Genomic DNA, 24083 nt, shown 5'->3' on the forward strand with positions numbered 1-24083 from the left:
ATTTACTCCTCCAATATAGACTATTTATTCTAGGTTATCACGAATAGAATATAAAGTCTACATATTCATCGGATTTTATCTATCTATTTATCAATTATTCATACAAAACGAATGGATCTGTCAACGTAAGACTATTTACTAGCCAATTCACCAATTACATCAGCCAAAATGGTAATTGCTTTTTCTAGTTGTTCTTGAGGGATATTAAGGGCTGGCAACAAACGAACCTTATTTTTAGCAGATAAGCATACTACGCCCTTTTCTAGACATTTAGCAATGACATCTTTAGGATCTACTGTTGTTTCGATACCAATCATAAGGCCCATACCGCTTACGCCAACCACGCCTGGTTTACCTTCTAAGGCATGTTTTACGTAATCACCTTTAGCTTTCACAGTAGCCAAAAATTCTGGTGTTAACCGTTCAATGATGGTACAACCTGCAGCCGCACAGATTGGGTTACCGCCAAATGTAGTAGCATGCGCACCTGCAGTTAATACGAATTGCGTTTTTTCATTGAATAAGGTTGCACCCATAGGCAAGCCACCAGCTAAGCCCTTAGCCGTAGATACGATATCTGGTTCGATACCAAATTGTTCATATGCATACAAGCTACCAGTCCGACCATTACCTGTTTGCACTTCGTCGATAAGCACGAGTTGATCGTGTTCATGCGCATATGTTGTAACAGCTTGTACGAATTCTTTATCGAGAGGCATAACGCCACCTTCACCTTGAATTGGTTCCATCATGATGGCGCAAACTGCGGGATTAGCAAGGACTTTCAAAGCTGCATCAATATCATTAGCAGGCGTATGAACAAATCCTTCTGTAAATGGGAAGAAATGTTGATGGAACACATCTTGACCTGTAGCAGACAAGGTTGTTACCGTACGACCATGGAAGCTATTAACGAGCGTAACGATGACATTACGGCCATCACCGTATTTGTCATGGCTATACTTACGAGCTGCCTTGATAGCACATTCATTAGATTCGGCACCAGAGTTACAGAAGAATACCTTTTTCATGCCTGTCTGTTTACATAACATTTCAGCCAATTTAATTTGTGGTACGGAATAATATAAATTTGAAATATGGTTTAATGCATGAGTTTGTGCAATCACTGCCTTGGACCATTCATCATCGTCTACACCAAAGGCTGTAACGCCAATGCCAGAACCAAGGTCGATGTATTCTTTTCCTTCTACATCCCATAATAAGGAACCTTTGCCTTTTTCAAAGCAAACATTAAACCGGCCATACGTATTGGCTATATATTCTTTATCTTGTTGTTCAAAATCTTGTGTCTTACTCATCATATCCTCCAAACGTACGGCCTAGCCGCCGTCTATCTATACGCAATGTAACGATGGCAAATGATGTTACCATCGTTATATCTACTATATTACTTTACAAACATTGTGCCAAGACCTTCATCGGTTAATAATTCGATGAGGATGGCGTGTGGAATTTCACCATTGATGATGAAAACCTTTTGAGCCCCTGCATTGATGGCCTCCAAGCAACAGTCTACCTTTGGTATCATGCCACCAGCGATGACGCCCTCTTTTTTCAACTGTTCCGCTTCAGCAAGAGTAATCTTTGAAATAAGGGAATTCGGATCGTTTACATCTCGTAGTACGCCATCGATATTCGTCATGGCCACCATGGTTTCCGCATTGAGGGCACCTGCAATCTTTGCAGCTGCTGTATCGGCATTGACATTATATACATTGCCTTCTGCGTCACAACCAACGGAAGAAATAACCGGAATATAGCCCTTACTGATGACATCGTCGATAACTTTTGGATCGATTTTATCGACTTCCCCCACATAGCCAAGTTCTTCATTTTTCTTGTGTACTTGAATGAGTTCACCGTCCACGCCACAAAGGCCGATAGCACGGCCACCAAAGCCGATGAGGTCTGCTACGAGGCCTTTATTGACCTTGCCAGCAAGCACCATTTGGACTACATTCATCGTTTCTTTGTCGGTAACGCGCAAGCCATTGCTGAATTTCGATTCAATATTCATAGCCTCCAAGGTGCTATTAATATCTGGCCCACCGCCGTGAACGAGGACTACTTTCACCCCCACTAATTGGAGTAGTAGCAAATCGTTCATAACAGATTTTTTGAGTTCCGGATCCGTCATGGCATTGCCACCGTATTTTACGACTACATATTTATCTGTATATTGTTTGATATATGGAACGGCCGCCGTTAAGATGTGCGCCCGCATTGCATTTGTTACACTGTTCATAGTGAAAGCCCCGTTTCTTCTGGCAATCCAAGTGCGATGTTCATACATTGTACGGCTGCACCAGAAGCGCCCTTACCTAAATTATCAAAAATAGCGTGAACGACCATGCGGTCATTATTGCCAGTAACAGATATGACCATGCCATCCGTATTGCTTAGTTTATTAGCATTTAACAATTGTTTATTGTCTTCTTCTAAGTTAAGTGGTGCTACCTTGACGATAGTGCTATCCTTGTAGAAATCTACGAATGCAGAATGCACATCTTCTACGGTAACAGGTTTTGCTAATAGACGCGTATGTAGGCCAACACTGACCTCCATGCCGCTGTAATAATCGTCTACGATAGGCATGAATATTGGCGCTTCTGCAAGGCCACATACATGAGTTACTTCTGGCAAATGTTTATGTTGTTGACTAAGACCATATTGACGTGGTGCGTAGAGGAAATAATCCTTTGGCTCCGATTCGTATTGACCAATCATCTTCTTGCCGCCACCGCTATAACCTGTGAGGGATGTAATGGTGAAAGGATAATCTGCTGGGGCAATACCTGCTTTCACAAGAGGTGCAATACATGCAATCATGCCGCTTGCATGACAGCCAGGATTAGCGATATGTTGTTTCGTTTTAATATCATTTTTGTAGCTTTCACCAAGTTCAGGAAAGCCATAGGCCCAATCATCAGCCGTTCTAAACGCCGTGGATGTGTCGATAATCTTGCAAGGGTAATCGCCAATAGCCGCCACCACCTCTTTGGAGGCCGCATCAGGCAAGCACAAGAACACGATATCCGCGTCCTTTGCAATGCTCGCAATAACATCAATATTTTTACGGTCCTCATCGGAAATGGATAATAATGTAATATCCTTCCGACCGGATAGCCGTTCGTGAATTCTAAGGCCCGTCGTTCCTTCGTGACCTACGATAAATACCTTATATGGATTCATATGATAACCTTCTTTACTATACGTGCTAGATGACCTCTCCCGTCATCTGTATGCTAACTATTATTTCATTGGATAATCGCCAAATGTAGCAACCATAACCGCCTTAATGGTATGCAAGCGATTTTCTGCTTCTTGGAATGCCAAGGAGTTTGGACCTTCAAATACGTCCTCTGTTACTTCGATACCATTCATGCCGAATCGTTCAAAAATATCTTTACCAACTTGCGTTTCCGTATTGTGGAATGCTGGCAAGCAGTGACAAAATTTTGTATTTGGATTGCCTGTTAAGGCCATCATGTCCGCATTGATTTGGAATGGTTTAAAGAGGTTAATCCGTTCTTCCCACATATCGTAAGTATCGCCCATCGTTACCCATACGCCTGTGTAAATCACATCAAGACCTTTAACACCTTCTGCCACATTATCTGTGCATGTAATCGTAGCGCCTGTTTCCTTTGCTACCTTCAAGCATTCTTCGTAGAACGGACCAGCTGGCCAGAATTGTTTAGGACCGATGAGGCGGAAATCCATGCCCATTTTTACGGCACCGCTCATCAAAGCGTTACACATATTGGATTGACCATGGCCTACATAGGCATAGGAAATTTCGTTCAATGGCTTGTCGATATTTTCTTGCAATGTAAGGAAATTAGCCAATGTTTGTGTAGGATGATCCATATCGGTTAGGCCATTCCATACAGGTACGCCTGAATATTGTTCCAATGTATCCACGTCTTCTTGGTCAAAGCCACGGAATTCAATAGCATCATACATGGAACCAAGAACACGCGCCGTATCCTTTAAGGATTCTTTTTTATTCATTTGGGATCCTGTAGGTCCAAGGTATGTCGTATGCGCCCCTTGGTCTGCCGCACCTACTTCAAAGGCACACCGTGTTCTCGTAGAATCCTTTTCAAAAATGAGTACGAAATTTTTGCCTTCCATCGTTTTGATTTCTGTACCCGCTTTTTTATCTGCCTTTAATTTAGCAGCTAGATCTAAGTAATATTTAATCTCTTCTGGTGTGTAATCTAGCATTGTCTTAAATGATTTATTATGTAAAATTTTCATGATAACTCCTTCAATCTATACAATATATATTCAAATGATTTTAGTATGTGTCATTTTGTGAAAGCTATTGTTTTGGTTGTAAATATTCTGCAGCCAGTGCAGCCATCATGGTAATACCGGATTCTAAAATCTTTTCATCAATGGTAAATCCTGCATTATGAAGTGCTGGATTGCCTTCAAAACCAGTTCCCAACCAAAGGAAAGCGCCTTTTATTTTGTGTAAGTATGCAGAAAAATCTTCTGCTGCCATAGACGGATGTTCTGGATGTACTACGGCGTCCTTGCCGAGGTATTTTTCTACAATCGATGTCGCATAGTCGATGGCATCTGGGTCATTCGTTGTCGCTCCGTGGCCGCGTTTATAATCTAAGGTACTCTTTGTTTTGTACATCATATCCAAAGCTTGTAAACTTTCACCTAAACGACGTTCAATATAGTCACGTTTTGCTGGTTCGTAGGTACGACATGTCCCTTCGAGGTATACATCGCCACAGCCTACATTATAGCGGTCACCACCATTGATTACCCCGATGGTGCATACGAGATTTTCCATTGGATTCGTCTCACGGGCCACCATGGATTCTACATTAACAATCCAGTTGGCCGCAGCCACGATGGCATCGATACCATTGTGAGGTTCTGCACCATGCGTAGATTTACCGTGAATATGAACGAGAAAATGATCGGATGCCGCCATAAGATGACCTTTCTTAAGGCCTACCGTCCCTACCGGCAATTGAGGCCATACGTGAAGGCCAAAGATTTCATCTACATCATTGAGGATACCACTATCTACGATACCTTGTGCACCTGGATTTAAAGCCTCCTCTTCAGAAGGTTGAAATACAAGTTTAACCGTGCCATGTAATTGATTTTTTATAGATTGCAAAATCGCAGCTGCACCAAGCAAAATAGATATATGACCATCATGGCCACATGCATGCATAACACCTTCATTTTGTGATGCAAAAGGTAGACCCGTCTCTTCATGGATTGGCAATGCATCAATATCGGCCCGTAATGCAATAACAGGGCCTGTGTGAGCTCCCTGTATTTCACCGATAACTGCATAATCTGAAACATCATTGACAAATGGAATCCCTAGTTCTCCAAGAGTCTTTTGAATGAATAAAGATGTTTCTTTTTCTTGACCAGATAATTCTGGATGACTATGAATATGTCGACGCCATGCTATAACTTGTTCTTTATATTGTGCTGCATATTTTTTTATTAAATCTTGTAATGTATTCATGACGTTATCTCCTTTATACACAGTATGTATATTTTATACATTTAATGTGTATTTTTATAACCTATGTACGTATTATAATACTATCACTTATATTATTCAAGTTTTATACATATATTTTGTATTTTTATTTGTTATATTATGAATTAATTTTAATCATAATCCTTAAAGCTGTAATTTGAATGAACTTAATCAAATCATAGAAGATGATATGTATAAACACACAAAAAGACACCCCCAAAAGAAGGTGTCTATAACTTGTATTGTCTTATATCATTGTATATGGTCTTATTTAATATCATTCAATCTCATATTCTTATTTTTCAATGACAGACTCATCTACCTGTGTACCATCAGCCAAGAAGGCTCTTACAACTAATCGATTTGGTGTAACCGTCATAGTCATATAATTACTTACCTCTCGATCTGGTATTACATATACATCGAGGGGGTGTTGTTTCCACTTAGGACGCCGCGCATCCCCGGCTATACCGGTAAGAATGTATAAAGGCCCTGTTGGATCGCGGTCAAAGCTTCGTACATGGCCACGATTACGATAGGAATGTAGATGAGCGGATAAGACTAAATCTACATGAAACTCATCGAAGATAGGCATAAATAATACACCTTCTTCATCAAAGCCTGCTGCGCGGCTAGCGCCAGGTCGATCAAAGGCATATTGAAATGGATCTCGATGCATGAGTACTACGGTCCATTTCTTCGTATTCGACGCTAAATCTTGTCGTAGCCACTGCACCTGTACATCGTATAAATCAGGGTGATGTGTATCGTGATTATCCTCATGAGTACTTTCATATAACTGCGTATCTAACACAACATAATGGACATCGCCATAATCATAGGAATAATACCTGCGGTCGAATGTGGCATTACCATTATTCGGCACATCAAAATAGCTCAAATAGGCACGAGGCTCACGCATCTTCCAATCTAGCGTATACATCTCGTGATTGCTCAATGTAGGGGCCAAAGGAATACCAATCACTACGGCGGTCTGTACTATAACCAACGCGATATTCATATTTCGTATTAGGTGTTAAATCCGTAATTGTCCCCTCATGAATATACGTAGTGCTACCATCATCTGTGAAAGCAGTATCTGTAGCCACGATAGATTTCACGTTTTCATTGCCCGCTAAGCGATATTCAATAACCGCATCAGCTTCGCTACTATCTGATTGCCACATTATAGTACGACTTGTGCTATTATCTTGAGCTACGATTTGTCGAATATAACGGCTTTCAGAATCAAGGAGTGGTTTTATCTCTTGGCCACTTACTACAGCTGCAGTCTGAGCGATTCGACTTTGTATGACATCTTTATATTGATAGCCTCCTGTAGCTATTCCAACCAAGATAACAATAGCTAATATAGATATAATTAAGCTTCTTTTGTTCATTTAATTCCTTTATTAACCTAATAGCTCTACTAATGTTTAATATGAACACATTATAAAACTTAAAGTTAACTTTAAGTCAAATAAGATTTTTCTATACTTCTTGAACATCCACATTTCTATATCTTGCAGAAATACATCCCAACATATTTAATTGTGGTATGTTCCATTCATTAGGTAAATAAATATCACAGGTAATCTCATCACCTAAAGTATTATTAGCTATAAATTGATAGCGCCCTAATTCCTCATTACTATATACTCTTTCAAGCTGATTTAAAGTAGTAGCACCCCAAAATCGACTAAATTCCGTCCAAATAGTTTCTGCATCAACTTTAGATAACTCAACCTGTAGTCTATATGCTACGCCAACTTTGCAGCGTTTCTTCAACCCCTTTTCATCAGCACTACAAACTTTAGTGGAACCTTTATCAAAAGACCATTCTAGACCGTCTAACGATTGAACTTGGGTAGAAATGAGGTTTTTAAAATTTGAAAAATCTGCGAGAAAATGTTTACAGGCTACCTCAAATATATCTAATCTATCTATATTACTCAATTCACAATACCTCTATTAAAGAATTAAGCTACTATTTTTCGTAATATTGTTTCATTTGTGTATAGCCATTGACGATGACCTCAATTTCACCAGTTCGAGGATGGAAAATAAGACCATGAACAGGTACGTCTTTTGGAATCAACGGATTCATACGCAATTCGTCCACTGTTTCCTCTACATTTTCAGCAGGATGTGTAAACCCATCCGCCCAGTGTTCCATTTCCTTTTTAACCATATGAATCGCTTCTGGTGCAATACCACGAGCTAACATTTTTTCTGTTAAGTTTTTAGCTGTTGTTTTAGCCATACCGCATTCATGATGACCGATGATAAAGATTTCGTTAACACCTAACTCATAAATGCAAACCAACAAACTACGAACAACACCATCAAAAGGCCCTGTAATACAATTACCTGCTGTCTTAACAATCTTAGCCTCACCACGACCAATATCCATGGAATCCTCTAAGAAATTCACAAGGCGCGTATCCATACACGTTACAATCGCCATCTGCCGGCTCGGCATCTTACTGCATTTTGTATCCGTTTCTACATAACCAGTATTCTGGTCCTCTACATACTCACGATTGTGTGCCAAAATATCTTCTAATAAACTCATATATCCTCCTACTCAAAAAGACCTTGTCTAAATTAAAGCAAGGTCTCTATATTTAATACATTCAATATTTTATTATACCATAAAACGAATAGAGATTATTGTCCGAGTGAAGCTCATACTAGCGCAGTGACTTTACTAGGTCGAGGCCCTCGGCCGAAGACCGTTAAGGTAGCTGGAACGAGCAAGTATGAGCTGAACGCCAAACTTTGGCCCTGCGAAGCCCGAAGGGCGAAGTCAGACCCGGCCGGTGGAGCGAGCAAGTATGGGCTACTCAACCCGAATACTCTAGACCTATATGTCACTAGCGATCCGGAGTCGCCAATGCCTCGATTGCAACACTACCACCGCGGACAACTTCGATACGATTAACAAACAGGTCTTTAAACAAAGAAATCATATCATCATTTTTAGATACTGTTTTTACGCATTGTACTAGTACAGATTTTCGATTGTAGTCGATAATTTTTAGATCAAAGGTTTCTGCAATGCGGAATATTTCTTGTTTATCTGCTTCTTTGCAACTATTAACCTTGATGAATAATAATTCTTTTTTGGTAATCGCCATGTCTGTAAAATCAATAACCTTAATGACCTCAACACTGCGATTAAGTTGTTTGATGATTTGTTCGTATGTCAAATCGTCGCAGGTGAGTTCAATGGTCATACGTGACATAGTAGGATCTTCTGTTTCGCCTACTGTCAACGTATCTAGGTTATAATTTTTACCAGCGAAGAGGCCAGAAATTTTTGCCAATACGCCGATTTGGTTTTCTACATATGCTGAAATGCAGCGTTTTTCTAAATGCAATTCCATAGCCCCTCCTATTTTTTATCCTTTAATAACATATCACTCAATGATTTACCAGCCGGTACCATCGGCAATACATTTACCTCTGTTGGAATAATACATTCGATTAAGGTTGGTCCTTTTTTAAAAGCATCCGCCCGTTTAAAGGCATCTTCCAACTCTTCAATCTTTGTAACACGAACACCTTGTGCACCATATGCTTCTGCCAATTTTACGAAATCTGGTACATATTCAAATTCATCATTATCAATCATATCACGAGTGACAATAGCGCTTTCATCCATCAACAAATTAGTACATGCATAGCGTTTATCATAGAATAATTGTTGCCACTGACGCACATTACCTAAATACCCATTATTAATAACAACTAACGTAACAGGCAAATGATAATGCATAGCTGTTGCAAACTCTTGAATATTCATTTGCACGCCCCCATCCCCACAAATGGCGAATACGCGTTTTGTAGGATTCCCAAATTGGGCACCAATAGCCGCAGGGAATCCATAACCCATCGTACCTAGACCACCAGACGTCAATAATTGATGATTACCTTCAATTTCTAAAAACTGCGTAGTCCACAATTGATTTTGCCCTACATCAGTAGCCACAACAGGACGATCATAATGATTATTAATATACTCAATAATATTTTGTGGTGTAAGCCCAACTTCACCAGCTTGTGTAATAGGTCGTTCTTCTTTTAATTGTTGTAATTGACTAGGCCAATCCCCCAAATCATGTGGTCCAATATATTCTAATAAAGCCTCAATCGCTAGTTTTGCATCTGCTACGATTGGAATATCTACCTTAATATTTTTAGAAATAGATGCTGCATCTACGTCGATATGTACAATCTTACAGTTTTGTGCAAATGTACTTAATTTACCAGTAATACGGTCATTAAAACGAGTGCCAATAGAAATCATCACATCACAATCAGTAAGGGCTACATTCGGTGCATAGCCACCGTGTATGCCTACATTGCCTAAGTACAATGGATGACGTGAACTAATAGCCCCTTTCCCCATCAAAGTAGTGACTACAGGAATACCCGTTTTATCTACCAGCTGTGTCATCAATTCATTAGCACCACTGATGCTAATACCACCACCTAATAAGAATAAAGGGCGTTTAGCCTTAGCAATAACAGAACAAGCCTTCTTCACCTGACCAATATGAACAGTTGTATTTGGCTTGTAGCCACGAATATTGACCTCACTTGGATATACATCAGACCCCATCGCTTTTTGAATATTCTTTGGAATATCTACTAAAACAGGACCTGGGCGACCGGTACGAGCAATGTAAAAGGCTTCTTTCAAAATGCGACCCAAATCTTTACGATCACGAACTGTCACTGCATATTTGCTAACATTACGAACTATACCAACTGTATCTACTTCTTGAAATGCATCATTCCCCATTAAGGACAAATCAACTTGACCGGTAATACATACCATTGGCACACTATCAGAATAAGCTGTAGCGATACCAGTAACAAGATTTGTTGCACCTGGGCCCGATGTAACCATACAAACGCCGACCTTGCCAGTACTACGTGCATAACCATCGGCAGCATGTGCTAATGCTTGCTCATGGCGAGGTAAAATTACTTTCACCTGATCTTGTTTGTATAATTCATCCATAATATCGATGGTTGCTGCACCAGGATAGTTGAATAAAAACTCAACATTCTCCTCTTGCAATGCTTTCACCACATATGCGGCACCTGAAATCATAGTTATCCTCCTACATATGTCTAACATCCTATAAATACATTAATAGATTATATATCTAAAAAATTGAATATTGTTATAATTTATGATATACTTTTTAATATATCATATCTTACTTGATGTGAGTATGAAATAACTCAATAAATCACTAAATTTAGTCATATTTTCTGAAAGGACTGAATACTATGAAAGAAATTTTAGGTTTTCACTTAAATGGCTGCCCTTATTGCCATAATGCATTCCGTGCAATCGAAGAATTACAAGCAGAAAATCCTGCCTATAAAAAAATTAAAATTGATTGGGTTGAAGATCAAAATGCCCATGAATTATTCAAAACTCACCCTTATGAATACTACCCTAATCTTTGGTTCGGTACAGACAAACAATACGAAGCACAACCTGGTGAAAGCTATGATCAAACTAAAGCATACATCAAATCTGTATTCGACAAAGCCCTTGCATAAAAATCTATGTAATCAATAAAATGCACCGCTAACATACAAGCTAATGTTAGTGGTGCATTTTTGTATACGGCAAAATTATAACTTTTTTTGTACCATGAACTTGCTGACTGCCTTATACACAATTAAGATTAATGCAATTTCTAAGGGGAAGCAAATGATATTTTTAATAAGACGTCCAACAAATATAGCAGATACTGCTTTGTTATAAAATATTGTTAACCACAATGTATTCAATATTAAATGAATACATACAGTAACAATTATTTCTGGTAACAGTAATTTTTTTAATGTAATATCACGACCATGTAAAAAATACCCATATATATAACCTACTAGAAATTCAGATATGATAAATCCGGGAAAAAACACCCCTTGTCCAAATAGAGACATTCCTATAAAACAGGCAATAGCAGCCATTATTCCTGCTGCCATAGGCCCATAAAGAATACCAAATATGGCAGTTGATAAAAATCCAAAGGTGATATGTATAAATGTAGTATGAATAGCAAATATATAAGATAGTAAAACCGTCAATGCTACAAATATGCCTGTCTTTACAATCATATCAGTTTTCATGGAATGTGTCGCTCCTTTTTCTATCCTTCCACTCTAAATACATATGACGAATAACTTGAATGGGAGATACAAACAACATTCTAGGCCCACCATAGCGCATAATTTCACGAATTTTATCTCTGTACGTTGGCGCATAACAATGAGTTTTGCATACGCTACAAAATGTTTTATGTTCCATATGTGGACAGACAGCAATACGATGTTGTGCATACTGCCATACCTGTTCACAATTCTCACACAATTTTCCCTTCTGCGTATGATGTTTATCATGACAATAGATGCCAATAATTTGACGCATCGTTTTCAATTCTAGTTGACGCTTTTCTTCTACTGTCATAATACCTCCTAATTAACAGACCACGATACCCATGCAACCGTATCCACTGTTTTATTATGAATTTTACCATCTATAGTACGGGGTTCAATGAGTTGTCTAATTTCTCGCTTCATATCTTCTATGATCCCCCACTCATTATTGTGGAGGCGCAATGTAAAATAATCTACCGCTTTATCGATGCTCATAACCTCTGTTTCAGGAACTGTTTTGTAGGTAACTTTCACATTATGACCTATCTCATGAATAGCATCTAAACATTCTTTCACCTTACCAGTCCACGGAAATGAATCTCGCCCGAAGAAATATTCTGACAACATATCTACCGTTTCATCCATACGTTCACTAAACGCAATCCATAGACATGTATCATGGCTTGCATCATGCATGGAACGTATATTCTCTACATCAAACATAATAGGACAAAAAATACTATATGCCAAATCAAAGGTTTTATCCCAGCCTAATGTCTGCCTAGTTTCTTCAGACCATGGTGCAATATATAGACTTACATCAAGGCCTTCTGTATCCGCCAGTTGTTTTGCACCATGAATCATACCATCGGATAAATCAATGCCCGTAGTTTTATAGCCTTCTCTAGCTAATCCAAGTGCGTAATCGCCGACACCACAACCAATATCGAGGGCAGTCCCACCATTTGGCGGTAATAGATGTTCGTCCTTTAAAAATGAGAGAAAGTCAGTTACCTGTGCCTTACGATCTGCTCGATTATGTAGTTCTACGAAAAATTTAGATCGATTATTCCAAGACGCTTGTTCATCGCGCCAATCATGGAGATCAACGGATACTTCTTGTATTGTATTATTCATATTATATCCTCTACTATGATACTGTATATGTGACTGTAAATATAGTTAACACAATATCCATATAGCCCTATCGTTCCAAATGGGCAGTTCAGATTTTTATATGGATACTATATTTTTATTCTATATTTTTATTGTATATTATTCTCAATAAAATTTGTGTTACTATAGTCACATTTACATATATTATCTAAAGTATCGAATATCCTATTCTATATATTTACATTGTATCGGATAAAATATATCGTATAGAACGTCCCTTGCCAATCTGTTTAAGTCGCCCCTTCTCCACTAATCGTCGTAACACTCTACCGCTCGTGGCCTGTGCTACTTTTAATTCTGTATCAACATCACTCCGTTTGATGCTTCCACAATCACGAACTAGATTAATGATCTGTTCTTCTTGCTGATAGCTAATTTTAGGTACATTATGTTCAGATATAGGCTCATCAATATTGCAATTTGGTAATATTAATTTAAATGCATTAGTAGTCACAATAATTTGAGGTTTAACTGTTTTATTTTTATAGGCATCCATAATTTTTTGTAAGCCTGTCCCATAGGCTTCAATTAATTCTAACCGATAAAATACATTAGCTAATTTGGGATTCCGGCACAATGAAAACCCATCTAATAAAATATCGTCTAAACTAGTTCTAGGTGGCAAACCGCCAAGCGATGTAAACTCAATACGATTATCATATATGCCTATGGTTGGACTAGCCATATACGAATAATCTCTATGAACTAGCATATTTAATAATGCTTCACGAATAGCAATCTGCGGATAATCTCGTTTGTCCTTTCTATGAAGCCCTTCAATGGTCGCTTTAACTGCATTTCGATTGTCTATATACTCGTACGCTTCATATAATTGATCTAATAAGGCCCCTCTGATTTCACGCCTATCTCTAAAAATATATCCATCTGTTCCCTGAAATACTGCTATTTTCAATTCATGAGGGCATTGATCAGACAATAGTAACCCCAGATTGGTATAAATATCATCAAATTCAGTAATTCCTAAGGTTCTTTTTTGCGGATCATTAAAGGCTAGAGTTTTATCATCAAATTCATGTTTTAACCGTTTAAATGTTAATTTTTGTTGTAAGGATCTAGCACTTTCATAACTATCTCCGTCAGTATCGCGAATCATATCCTTAATTAACATATCACTAGCTGGCACAGAAGCGAAACCTTGTCGCACATATACACCACTAGGTTTTAATCCCTTACTATGAATATAATAAGGTCTTAACGTGCCACGTTGGACTGTAATTTTTAATATATTTTTATCATGCTCTACCAAATTATCGTAATGAATAAATGCAGTAATATCTGGCTTAATGGAATCTCGCACTAAATTACCTATTTTCAACATAAGAGCATCACAATCATCTATACCTACAATATCGCCATTATCATCAATACCAAAATAAATAGTACCACCATTAGTATTAGCAAAGGCAATAATCTCCTTACGAATATCCGCTGTATATTCTCTTTTTAATTCTATTATTTCCGATTCTTTATACATAAAAGCCTCCTTTCTAATCTAATCTAATCTACTCTACTCACATTGTACTATTTTAATGATTAGAAAACAATATATTTCATTATTTCCCAATAATCATCAAAAGGGACTATACCCACATGCAATATATTTGCATAAGGTATAGTCCCTTATAGTTAGATAATTTATTTTTTATCCTCTTGCTTAGTTTCTTCTGTATCTACAGATTTACCAAGCTCATTTTGTTTTAAAACTTGTTGTTCTAATTCTTCTACACTAGTTGGTTGTTCAGATTGTTCAGGTTTTTCTTGAGGTTTAAATTCAGCAGGTTTCTTATCGAATGTATCTCTAAGTTTATCAGTACCTTCTTTAGCTAAGTTTTTGATAGCCTCAGGATCTGCCCCACTGAATTCTGCAAGAGCCTCTTCATTCTTAGGATCAAAGAATGGTGCTTGTTTAAAGCCTAACATAGCAGCTACAAATACCATTGGAATTTGTGCAATAGCACTATTGTATTCTTTTACTTGGAAGTTATAAATTTCACGTTTATCAGAAATGAAAGTCTCATTAGCACTAATCGCTTCCAAAAATTTACCATATTGAGAATCTGCTTTTAATTCAGGAAATTGATTTGCCAACGCCGTAATATTTTGAACTGCCTTAGCCGTTGCACGTGCCATTTCCAAGAAATTATCAGACACCTTTAATTGAATAGATTTCTCATAATCGCCATATTCATCAACTAAACCAGAGTATTGATTGATAATAGCTACCTTTTTCTCATAAGCTACGATAATATTAGCGCGAGCTTCTTTAATCTCTACAGTTAATTTTTGCAATGTATTATATTGCTTAATAAAGAAAATTACCAATGCTAATATCAGCAGAAATATTAATGAACTCATATAATCCTCTCTCCATATCTGTAATACTATAATGAAAACCAAACTAACATGAACAACATGAATAATTTGGCAACATTATACCATATCAAATATATAACTGATATGAAATTTCATTCATAAAGTTCAAACTATAGAATACATTTCAGATATACCTTTACTCCATTTAGTAGTACGTTCATGTATGTCCATTCATTTTTCTCCTATTAATACATACAAATATCGCTTCAATGTTAACGATAAAAATTATTTCGTACACCACTTATATTTATTATAATAAAGAAAAGGAGGACTTGAAAGTATGGGAACCTATATACTAATCCTAATGTTTGTATTAGTTGCTATTGCCGTGGCATTTGCTACTTATAACTTATCTATGATTAAATCCATGTCGCCTGAAGAACGTTATAAACTTCTCTATTTTAAAGATGATCAAGTCTCTATAGGCATTGGATTAGTAAGAAAAAAATATAAATTAAAAGATATTCGCGAAGTGCGTTTCTCTAAAGGCAAAAAATTCCGCAGCATGGGTAGCTGGGCCGGGAGAATGAAGATTTGCAAAATAAATGGTAAGACAAGTCGTTGGATAGAATTTGATGGTACTGTCTATTACAAAAAAATGGTATATATATCTAACGAAGAAATCATTGATAAATCAATAGACATACTCATGAAGGAATTTAGATCTAGAGGAATCCAGTGTAATAAATATAGATAGTAATATACAAAAACGGCTTCTCGAAATTTCGAGAAGCCGTTTGCTATTGGTGCGCCTAGCAGGATTCGAACCTGCGCACCCGGTTCCGGAGACCGGCGCTCTATCCCCTGAGCTATAGGCGCATGTGTACTAAAGAATTATACCATATTACAGCATGCTTCGATAGTATAAAGTATATTAGCACATGGATATATAACATACGCCCCTATCATTAGCTAATCGATGAAATAATAGAGGCGTATTATTTTACATATTCTTTTTAATACCCTGTAAGAGTGCATCACAGCTACGACTGACATCATCATAAGTTTCGTCAAAGTTTCCCGTATACCAGGGATCCTTTACATCTCGGCTTTCACCAACAAAGGCCATAGCCTTATACACCTTAGAGTCTACGTCATCACCGATAATACGACGTAAGTTTCGTGCATTATTTTCATCCATGATGATGAGGTAATCAAATGTATGGTAATCATCTACAGTCACTTGGCGAGCCTTACGACGAGTATAAGGAATACCCATTTCATCTAGCTTTTTCTTAGTCCCATAATGGGTATCGTTTCCAATCTCCTCACGAGATGTGGCAGCAGATTCGATATAAATAGAATCAGTCAAACCTGCCTCGTTAACGATATGCTTCATATAAAATTCTGCCATTGTAGAACGACAAATATTGCCATGACAGATAAATAAAACATTAATCATTATATCTCCTTTAACACCACACCAAGCAATAAGTTATTAACGAACAAAATTCGTAGATACTTTTGTCTCTGCATCAGTATCTGGATATGGTACACCTTGCTCCCTAGCTACCGCAAAGCTACGCATCATCCAAATCATATTACGAGCCAAGTTACGCATGGTTTGCATGCCTTCTTCATCTTGCTTAGCATCCTCTGCTACTAGGCCGTGGCTGATATTCCAATATGTAGAGCCTGCAATTGGCATTTGAGAAATACCAAAATATTTATTAAGTACATCAAAGGATGCAGTTGTACCACCACGACGAGCTACGGCAATAGATGCACCTGGTTTAAAGGCAAATGGATTTGGTGTTACATTTTCTGCACTGAAAAACACACGATCTAAAAAGGATAAAATGCGACCACTTGGATGTGCATAATATACAGGTGTGGCAAAAATAAATCCATCTGCATCCTTCGCTTTTTCTACGAAAGCATTTACCTCATCATCTTTGAATACACATTCACCATGTTCAAAACAATAGCCACATTGAATACAGTCTCGAATAGGTTTGTTGCCAAGCTGAATGACCTCTGTCTCTACATTGGCTTCGCTGAATACCTTTTGTACCTCTTGTATAGCTTGCATTGTTGTACCATTTACATGGCTACTACCATTTACGATCAAAACTTTCATATTCTATTCTCCTAATTCTTACTTAAGAAGTTGTATAAGCTCTAGCTTTTATATATTAGCATAGAAAAATGAATTTGTTAAATCAATAGATTTAGATGCCCGAACCCTCTTTTCAGAATTAAAGAAGGAATAACAAAAGCTATCAGTTAATGATATAAAATCAACTGATAGCTTTTTAGTATTAAGAGGCTGTTTTGTTACAGCCTCTGGCTTTAAACTACAAAATAATTAGGTAATGTATTATTCAATTAGAAATTATGTCGTACCCCCGCATCGATACGCCATGTATTATCTATAGTAGCACCAAAGTTTTTCGTAAATGTGCCATATAGGTATGTACTAGGGCGAACGCTCCAGGAACCGCCGATTTCAGCATCGAGCCATGTATCTTTCAAATCAAGTTCAGTATTCACTGTTGGATTGCCAGGTGCGGAATAGGTTGTATTCATCTTACCAGAGAATTCATGAGCCAATGCAAGTTTTGCAAAGATATTGGATTTTTCTGTTTCTTTACCAATACCAAAGCCTAATCTAGCCACAGCGGAGTTAACACCGTCAGCTTTCACATGCATGGAGCCACCACCGACAATATTAGCATCATAGGATACGCCGTTCAAACGACCTACAATGAATTCTACACTAGGATCGATGTAGAAGCCATTTTGTTTCTTAATGCGCTTACCGTATTCGGCGCTCAAGGATGTGCCAAATGTGTGGTAATCACCGTTCACACGTTGTCCACCTACCGAATAAAGTTTGTAATTATTGGACAATCGGTTTCCACGAGCGATGATGTCTAGGTAACGACCATCATCATGTTGTTTTGTGCCATATAGCGCAATGCCACCAATTTTACCATCACCACTGCCAACGGCATAGGAATTGCTAGATGTACTGTAATCTAGGGCACCGCCAAAAATCCAGCCATTTGATGCCTTATGGTCGTAACCAAGTTGTACACCATTATAGGTCATACGAGCATCAGCACCATCTGTAATCTTTGATTTACCACCAATATATTTAGCCCATACACCTTGATCTGTATTAGCTAAACGAAGGTCGCCTAAACGACGTTGTAAATCATTTGTATTATTACGCCATGCCATAGCCGTAGATGCAAGAGCAGATTTAGTACCGCTTACCAATGAAGATTCTCCAGAGTGTTTAACAGTCGCCGTATTACCTACAACCAGATTACCTTGTGCATCAAATGCATCTGTACCAAGTTCCGTAATAGCAGCCGGTCTTGTAATACCTTCATTAACTTGAACAGCTGTAGCTAGTTTCTTATCATTTCCCGTATATTGCAATTTATTAGCTAGCGATTTCATTTCTGCACGATAACTTGCATCATCAGTCAAATTCTTAGTACTATCACCTTGTATTGTGATGTGGCTATTATCGGCAGCATGTTGAATAATGATTTGGCCTTTGCTAGCTTCGGTCGCTGGCACACCTGCTTTGTAATCAACATTTACAAAACCATTATAGTTTTGAATCGTGATTGGACGAGCATCGATAGGATGAATAATACCGGCTGCTGTTGGATTTGCACCACCTACAAGATTACGTACTTTACTCCCCTTATATAGGTACGCCTCATTATCCCCAGAAGGACGTTCTTTTTTAGGAGTAGGTCGTTCCATGCCAATCCATTCATTATTCCAAGTAGCCCCATTTTGTAGATAAATATCGGCGCCAGAATTATGTGGATTTTTATTGCTTTCAGCATATTCATTCAAAACAGCACCGGTAAGGCTAGAGTTAGGTGTTGTGAAAGCTAGTGATATATTAGTTGGTTCAACATTGTGATTTGGATCGCGGCCATAATCCTTGTTGATAAGGCCCACATTACCAACAGCAACTAAGTCATGAGTGCCTGGATGTTTGCCATCAGCGCCTGCATTAACATATACATCCCCTTCTTCTGCTACTACAGAATAGGTATCAGATGTTTCTACAGGATGAGTGATAATCTTACCGCCTCCATCAACAAGGATATGACCTCGTTGATTGACTTGTAAACCAGAGCCAATAGCATCGATATCTACATTACCTTTAACGTGGATATTGGTATCCCCAAAATCTCGGTCCGGATTATCCTTGCTAAGACGTGGCACCTTCCCACCGTAACCAGCATACACAGCACTCATATAATAATGACCAAGTTCTCGTTTAGAAGCAGGCGCATCATTTTTAAGACGAACCACTAAATCCTTATCTACCGTTAACTGGGACCCAAATCCATTATAAATGCCTGTTACATTTTTAGTTTTACCTTCCTCCGTCAAACTTTTACCATGTACATTTACGGCTAACGTATCTTCTATATGTTTAACCTCAGGTTGCGTTTGCACTGGGGAACCCATCGTTAAACCGAGTAATTCTTCTGCTTTATCACTCGATACATTAATATCAGTGGCCCCAGCAGAGTAAGATAAACCTGTTAACACTAAAGCAGCCATGACTGCCGATACATGACGTTGTAATTTCATAAAGTTCTCTCTTCTTTCTTAGTCAATCTTAATTTACACTCTCAACAGACTGATTTATATACTCTCAAAACATAGAAAGCCCCCCTAAGTCCAACTTAGGAGGGCTTTTATTAACTCACACACTCGGTAAGTACTAGAAATAATAATTATTATTCTTCAGGAGAAATAAGGAAGGACAATGCACTAAAGTATTTATTTTGTTCCCCTTTATTTTGTGTAGGGAATGCAACTTCAACACCCACTACATTTAGGCCATCAGCAGTAACCGCTACAGTAGCTCTACCATTTTCATCAGCTTTAGCTTCACCAGTCAAATCATTTACTAAATCTTTAATAAGAGGTGCATTGGCATATGGTTTACCATCTTTAAATACTTGGATTTCATATGTATCACCTTTTCTTAAAGTCAATGGATTAACAGAAGGTACAATTTGAATAAATGCATTTTTATCTACAAATGGTTTAGCTTGTGGATTCCAGTAATGAATATCATATTTGATGGCATGAGTACTCTTAACAGCACCAGGAACTTCTGTGATTGGTTTATGAATCATTTTGCCATCTTTAGTTTTAGTCCAGTAGCCATAGTCAAAATTAGTTACTGTAACACCAAGATCTGCTGGCGGAACAATAGCTACATTTTTTTCATGTTTAACAACTTGTACTGGAATTTGTTTGCCTTGCACATCATATCCAGTAATATTTTTTACCATATCTGCACTATAGGCATTATCTACAGGGCCTTCACCTAATACAAGTACTTTTTCATCTGTACGATTAGCGAAGAACACACCATGTGCATCAACAGAAGAACATACACAGCCTGCAGCCAAACCTACAGCAAATAAGGATGCTAATAATTTCTTATTCATAAAAACCTCCATAATCAATAACTTATATCAACAAACTTGCTATTATTATACAAATTTATGGAGGTTTCGTATATACCTATACCCGTATAATCAAGCTATTATGCATACTTTATATATACAAGCATTACTATGCTTATCTATCATAAATGATAAATTTATCATCTAACTTTCATATGCATATAATAAATAGGAATACCTAGATCTTATAAAAATACAAAAACGACACTCACCAAGAGTGTCGTTTTCATATATCTTGTATAGATATTATTTTTTATTTTTTGCAGCTTTCGCACGTGCAGCACGATCAAGGATTGTTTTACGCATACGAATGCTTTCAGGTGTTACTTCAACAAGTTCGTCATCATTGATCCACTCAAGAGCTTGTTCCAAGGAGAAGATACGAGGTGGCGTCAAGCGAACTGCTTCATCAGATGAGCTGGAACGCATGTTAGTAACGTGTTTTTTCTTACATGGGTTAACATCCATATCAAGTTCACGAGTATTTTCACCGATAACTTGGCCTGCGTACACGTCTTGGTTAGGACCAACGAACAATGTACCACGGTCTTGAACGGAGTTCAAACCATATGGTGTAGTTTCGCCATTTTCGAATGCTACTAAGGCACCGCGTGTACGGGACGGAATTTCACCTTTGTATGGTGCATAACCATGGAATACATGGTTCATGATACCATTACCTTTTGTAGCTGTTAAGAATTGTGCACGGAAACCGATCAAACCACGTGCAGGAATTACGAATTCCATGCGAAGGTAGCCAGCTAACTCAACCATGTTAGTCAATTCAGCCTTACGTTGGCCAAGATTTTCCATTACAGTACCCATGAATTCTTGAGGTACGTCGATAGTCAATGCTTCTAATGGTTCGCACAATTTGTCGTTAATAGTTTTAAAAATTACGCGAGGTTTACCTACTTGTAATTCATAGCCTTCACGACGCATAGTTTCGATTAATACAGCCAAATGCAATTCGCCACGGCCAGATACTTTGAAAGCATCTGCAGAATCAGTTTCTTCTACCTTCATAGAAACGTTAGTTTCTACTTCGCGGAACAAACGATCACGTAAGTGACGAGATGTAACGAATTCACCTTCGCGACCTGCGAATGGAGAGTTGTTTACGGAGAATACCATGGACAATGTTGGTTCGTCGATGGAGATGGATGGCAATGCTTCAGGATTTTCAGCATCTGCTACAGTTTCGCCGATATTGATATCGTCGATACCAGCGAATGCAATGATATCACCCATTTGTGCTTCATCAGTTTCAACACGATTCAAGCCATTGTATGTATATACGCGGCCAATTTTCGCTTTACGAGTGCTTTCACCAGTCATGATAGCTACTTGTTGGTTAGTTTTCATTTTACCGCGAACGATACGGCCTACTGCGATTTTACCGATAAAGTTATCGTAATCAAGTGTAGTAACCATGAATTGAAGAGGACCTTCCAAATCACCTTGTGGTGCAGGAATTTCTTTAATCAATGTTTCAAACAATGGTTCCATATTTACAGCTTCGTCATCCCAGTTAGTTTTAGCCACACCAGCACGAGCAGATGCGTATACTACAGGGAAATCTAGTTGGTCATCATCAGCTTCAAGTTCCATGAACAATTCAAGAACTTCATCTTCCACCTCTTTAACACGTTGGTCAGGACGGTCAATTTTGTTGATAACAACGATTGGTTTCAATTTTTGTTCTAATGCTTTACGCAAAACATATTTAGTTTGAGGCATTGGACCTTCGTAAGCGTCTACGAGAAGCAATACGCCATCAACCATGTTAAGTACACGTTCTACTTCGCCACCGAAGTCAGCATGGCCTGGAGTATCAACGATGTTTATTTTGATGCCATCATGCATAACGGCAGTGTTTTTAGACAAGATAGTAATACCACGTTCACGTTCCAAATCATTGGAGTCCATTACGCGTTCTGCTACCTTTTCATTTTCACGGAACACATGGCTTTGTTTTAATAATGCGTCCACCAAAGTAGTTTTACCATGGTCAACGTGGGCGATAATCGCTACATTACGAAGATTTTCGCGAATCATAAGATCCTCCCTTTAATTCTTTCAGTATATTCTATATCACATAGCCTTTTTGAAAGTCACTATGTAGGTATATTCCCAAAATTGGCAACACTTAATTATAACGCAGTCTACAGAAAAAAGTCAAAGAAGTACAGGATTTCTAATCATGGCAATTTCAACATTTGATTATACTTTTGACTCATCTTAAACCAAAGACTTATTTACGCTCTATCACGCGCTTAGCAGATTTACGCAACAATGGAATTTGTTCATTCGTTAAATGAAAACAGAATTTAGGAATCATCTGTTCTATAATCTCTTCATCAGAGGCTTTCAAAATAAATTCTGGCTGTAGTATAGGTTCCAATTCATCAAGTCCAGGATAGTCTTTCCCGACGCTCCAATCATGATTCTTATTAAATGGGCACGAGTCTTGGCAATTATCACAACCTATAATCCACTCTTCCAACATCTCCTCTGTCACACCTTCTGGCAAATTACCATCACCAAAGGTATTGATAAAAGATACACAGGTTAATGGGTTCATTGTAAACGGTGCAGATAAAGATTTCGTTTTACACCCTTGCTGACATAAATCGCAAGTATCTGGACATGGTGGTATCTCTAGATTCTGAATATACTCACAAGACTTATCTATTAAATAGGCTACCAATTCATAATTAGAACCTTTAGGACCATAAAAGAAATTATTTTTCCTATAAATGCCAAGTCCTGCTGCTACGGAAGCGGGGCGTAGAGGAACAACGCCTGCAGGCCTTGCTGTTTCACCGCCAATAAATTGGATATTCTTACTATGCAACCACGTTTCAAAAGATCGTCTTCGTTTGGCTTCAACACCATCTGGGATATTGGCTAATGATAATAGTAAGCCTTTTGCATATCGCTTCTGCAGCGACACAGGAAACTTATAATTTCCAAAATACTCGGTACAAACTACTATAGATTGTGCCCAAGGATAATTATCTTTTAATGCTAGAAAGTCTTTACTATGAGCATATACCTTTTCACTTTCAGGTACATCTTCTAAACGCTTCGTTAACCGTTCTTTATAAAAATCAAGTGCATCAAGAGGCACTATACCACAACTATCATAGCCACATGCTAGTGCTTTATCATGAATCTCCTGGGCCAACAAAGTATTCATATCATCGCCTCCTAAACATAGATTAACTATATAATTATCATATACTTTTAAAGACTATAAAAAAAGATTTCTTATGAATCCATTCTCCTTAAAAAAAGTAACA

General features: G+C 38.0%; 24 protein-coding genes and 1 tRNA gene. 2 read left to right on the forward strand and 23 right to left on the reverse strand.

The genetic code is table 11. The features are described 5' to 3' along the window. Positions 1 to 131: 131 nt before the first annotated feature. The 11 genes from VIHSUH07_RS06910 to ilvB all read right to left on the reverse strand — a co-directional run bounded on the left by VIHSUH07_RS06910 (position 132) and on the right by ilvB (position 10679). Positions 132 to 1319, reverse strand: a complete 1188-nt coding sequence (locus tag VIHSUH07_RS06910; protein ID WP_105084392.1) for an aspartate aminotransferase family protein — start codon at positions 1317 to 1319, stop codon at positions 132 to 134. A gap of 89 nt (positions 1320 to 1408) precedes the next feature. Beyond that, entirely contained in the window at positions 1409 to 2266 is an 858-nt protein-coding gene (argB, locus tag VIHSUH07_RS06915; protein WP_105084393.1) for an acetylglutamate kinase, read from the reverse strand. Beyond that, entirely contained in the window at positions 2263 to 3213 is a 951-nt protein-coding gene (argC, locus tag VIHSUH07_RS06920; protein ID WP_105084394.1) for an N-acetyl-gamma-glutamyl-phosphate reductase, read from the reverse strand. The genes argB and argC overlap by 4 nt, the downstream gene beginning before the upstream one ends. A gap of 60 nt (positions 3214 to 3273) precedes the next feature. Continuing rightward, positions 3274 to 4284, reverse strand: a complete 1011-nt coding sequence (gene argF, locus VIHSUH07_RS06925; protein ID WP_105084395.1) for an ornithine carbamoyltransferase — start codon at positions 4282 to 4284, stop codon at positions 3274 to 3276. Positions 4285 to 4348: 64 nt separating this feature from the next. Next, positions 4349 to 5536 carry a M20 metallopeptidase family protein gene (locus VIHSUH07_RS06930; protein ID WP_105084396.1) on the reverse strand — a complete coding sequence of 396 codons (1188 nt, stop codon included), beginning with the start codon at positions 5534 to 5536 and terminating at the stop codon, positions 4349 to 4351. Between the two features lie 313 nt (positions 5537 to 5849). Further along, entirely contained in the window at positions 5850 to 6497 is a 648-nt protein-coding gene (locus VIHSUH07_RS09740) for a metallophosphoesterase (RefSeq protein WP_233187830.1), read from the reverse strand. Beyond that, positions 6469 to 6954 (reverse strand): fibronectin type III domain-containing protein, encoded by a 486-nt coding sequence (locus tag VIHSUH07_RS09745; protein ID WP_233187831.1) that lies wholly within the window; start codon positions 6952 to 6954, stop codon positions 6469 to 6471. Before VIHSUH07_RS09745 ends, VIHSUH07_RS09740 begins: the two co-directional genes overlap by 29 nt. Before the next feature lie 91 nt (positions 6955 to 7045). Further along, a complete protein-coding gene (locus VIHSUH07_RS06940) occupies positions 7046 to 7510 on the reverse strand; it encodes a hypothetical protein (protein ID WP_105084397.1) in 465 nt (154 codons plus the stop codon). A 31-nt stretch (positions 7511 to 7541) separates the two neighbouring features. Further along, positions 7542 to 8129, reverse strand: coding sequence for a beta-class carbonic anhydrase (locus VIHSUH07_RS06945; RefSeq protein ID WP_016475868.1), 588 nt, complete (start codon positions 8127 to 8129; stop codon positions 7542 to 7544). A 301-nt stretch (positions 8130 to 8430) separates the two neighbouring features. Beyond that, entirely contained in the window at positions 8431 to 8943 is a 513-nt protein-coding gene (gene ilvN / locus VIHSUH07_RS06950; RefSeq protein WP_105084398.1) for an acetolactate synthase small subunit, read from the reverse strand. An 8-nt stretch (positions 8944 to 8951) separates the two neighbouring features. Next, a complete protein-coding gene (gene ilvB, locus VIHSUH07_RS06955; RefSeq protein WP_105084399.1) occupies positions 8952 to 10679 on the reverse strand; it encodes a biosynthetic-type acetolactate synthase large subunit in 1728 nt (575 codons plus the stop codon). Positions 10680 to 10861: 182 nt separating this feature from the next. Between ilvB and VIHSUH07_RS06960 the strand changes: the two genes are divergently transcribed. After that, a complete protein-coding gene (locus tag VIHSUH07_RS06960) occupies positions 10862 to 11140 on the forward strand; it encodes a glutaredoxin (protein ID WP_105084400.1) in 279 nt (92 codons plus the stop codon). Between the two features lie 75 nt (positions 11141 to 11215). On the opposite strand, the gene VIHSUH07_RS06965 is transcribed toward VIHSUH07_RS06960, so the two are convergent. From VIHSUH07_RS06965 to VIHSUH07_RS06985, 5 genes are all read right to left on the reverse strand, one after another. Continuing rightward, positions 11216 to 11716 carry a folate family ECF transporter S component gene (locus VIHSUH07_RS06965; protein ID WP_105084401.1) on the reverse strand — a complete coding sequence of 167 codons (501 nt, stop codon included), beginning with the start codon at positions 11714 to 11716 and terminating at the stop codon, positions 11216 to 11218. Then, positions 11706 to 12053 carry a nitrous oxide-stimulated promoter family protein gene (locus VIHSUH07_RS06970; protein ID WP_105084402.1) on the reverse strand — a complete coding sequence of 116 codons (348 nt, stop codon included), beginning with the start codon at positions 12051 to 12053 and terminating at the stop codon, positions 11706 to 11708. The genes VIHSUH07_RS06965 and VIHSUH07_RS06970 overlap by 11 nt, the downstream gene beginning before the upstream one ends. An 8-nt stretch (positions 12054 to 12061) precedes the next feature. Next, positions 12062 to 12880, reverse strand: a complete 819-nt coding sequence (locus VIHSUH07_RS06975) for a class I SAM-dependent methyltransferase (protein ID WP_105084403.1) — start codon at positions 12878 to 12880, stop codon at positions 12062 to 12064. A 217-nt stretch (positions 12881 to 13097) separates the two neighbouring features. Next, the gene (locus VIHSUH07_RS06980; RefSeq protein WP_105084404.1) at positions 13098 to 14414 is read right to left on the reverse strand and encodes an RNA-binding domain-containing protein; all 1317 of its coding nucleotides are present in this window, start codon (positions 14412 to 14414) and stop codon (positions 13098 to 13100) included. Between the two features lie 161 nt (positions 14415 to 14575). Continuing rightward, a complete protein-coding gene (locus tag VIHSUH07_RS06985; RefSeq protein WP_105084405.1) occupies positions 14576 to 15295 on the reverse strand; it encodes a LemA family protein in 720 nt (239 codons plus the stop codon). A 298-nt stretch (positions 15296 to 15593) separates the two neighbouring features. On the opposite strand from VIHSUH07_RS06985, the gene VIHSUH07_RS06990 reads away from it, so the two are divergent. After that, positions 15594 to 16010, forward strand: coding sequence for a hypothetical protein (locus VIHSUH07_RS06990; RefSeq protein ID WP_105084406.1), 417 nt, complete (start codon positions 15594 to 15596; stop codon positions 16008 to 16010). Between the two features lie 47 nt (positions 16011 to 16057). Here VIHSUH07_RS06990 and VIHSUH07_RS06995 read toward each other — a convergent pair. The 7 genes from VIHSUH07_RS06995 to VIHSUH07_RS07025 form a co-directional block, all read right to left on the reverse strand. Continuing rightward, positions 16058 to 16132: transfer RNA gene (locus tag VIHSUH07_RS06995), tRNA-Arg, on the reverse strand. Between the two features lie 124 nt (positions 16133 to 16256). After that, positions 16257 to 16715: a low molecular weight protein-tyrosine-phosphatase gene (locus tag VIHSUH07_RS07000; protein ID WP_105084407.1), complete on the reverse strand. Its 459-nt coding sequence runs from the start codon at positions 16713 to 16715 to the stop codon at positions 16257 to 16259. Between the two features lie 36 nt (positions 16716 to 16751). Further along, positions 16752 to 17393, reverse strand: a complete 642-nt coding sequence (locus VIHSUH07_RS07005) for a flavodoxin family protein (protein ID WP_105084408.1) — start codon at positions 17391 to 17393, stop codon at positions 16752 to 16754. 248 nt (positions 17394 to 17641) lie between these two features. After that, on the reverse strand, positions 17642 to 19888 hold the full coding sequence (locus tag VIHSUH07_RS07010) for an autotransporter family protein (RefSeq protein ID WP_105084409.1): 2247 nt from the start codon (positions 19886 to 19888) through the stop codon (positions 17642 to 17644). A 149-nt stretch (positions 19889 to 20037) separates the two neighbouring features. Further along, entirely contained in the window at positions 20038 to 20760 is a 723-nt protein-coding gene (locus VIHSUH07_RS07015; protein WP_105084410.1) for a DUF4198 domain-containing protein, read from the reverse strand. A gap of 264 nt (positions 20761 to 21024) precedes the next feature. Next, a complete protein-coding gene (gene typA, locus VIHSUH07_RS07020; protein ID WP_009661616.1) occupies positions 21025 to 22836 on the reverse strand; it encodes a translational GTPase TypA in 1812 nt (603 codons plus the stop codon). A 196-nt stretch (positions 22837 to 23032) separates the two neighbouring features. After that, a complete protein-coding gene (locus VIHSUH07_RS07025) occupies positions 23033 to 23980 on the reverse strand; it encodes an epoxyqueuosine reductase (RefSeq protein ID WP_105084411.1) in 948 nt (315 codons plus the stop codon). Positions 23981 to 24083: the final 103 nt, after the last annotated feature.

Source organism: Veillonella sp. T34266-5, assembly GCF_002959815.1.
In the GTDB taxonomy this organism is placed as follows: domain Bacteria; phylum Bacillota; class Negativicutes; order Veillonellales; family Veillonellaceae; genus Veillonella; species Veillonella atypica.